General features: G+C 51.4%; 4 tRNA genes. All 4 read left to right on the top strand.

From position 1 onward, the window contains the following. Positions 1-83 precede the first annotated feature (83 nt). The 4 genes from AC6UDB_RS06980 to AC6UDB_RS06965 all read left to right on the top strand — a co-directional run bounded on the left by AC6UDB_RS06980 (position 84) and on the right by AC6UDB_RS06965 (position 420). Positions 84-156, top strand: a tRNA-Asn gene (locus tag AC6UDB_RS06980). Positions 157-162: 6 nt separating this feature from the next. Next, positions 163-254: transfer RNA gene (locus AC6UDB_RS06975), tRNA-Ser, on the top strand. Between the two features lie 16 nt (positions 255-270). Next, positions 271-343 (top strand) — tRNA-Glu (locus AC6UDB_RS06970). 4 nt (positions 344-347) lie between these two features. Then, positions 348-420 (top strand) — tRNA-Val (locus tag AC6UDB_RS06965). Positions 421-422: the final 2 nt, after the last annotated feature.

The following is a 422-nucleotide window of genomic DNA, read 5'->3' as shown; positions in this document are numbered from 1 at the left end:
CGAACACAGAAGTTAAGCTTCAGCACGCCAAGAGTAGTTGGGGGATCGCCCCCTGCAAGGGTAGGACGTTGCCACGCGATTATTCCGGCATAGCTCAGTTGGTAGAGCACCTGACTGTTAATCAGGTTGTCGACGGTTCGAGCCCGCCTGCCGGAGTACTATGGAGAGTTGTCCGAGCTGGCCGAAGGAGCATCATTGGAAATGATGTAAACGGATTAAAGTCTGTTTCGAGGGTTCGAATCCCTCACTCTCCGTATATTTTTGTAGTATGACCCGTTGGTCAAGTGGTTTAAGACACTGCCCTTTCACGGCAGTAACATGGGTTCGAATCCCGTACGGGTCATTTTGGAGGATTAGCTCAGCTGGGAGAGCATCTGCCTTACAAGCAGGAGGTCACAGGTTCGATCCCTGTATCCTCCATA

It is taken from the genome of Fructilactobacillus sp. X3R2C1, from assembly GCF_059901235.1.
This window is presented reverse-complemented; position numbering and strand designations above follow the sequence as displayed.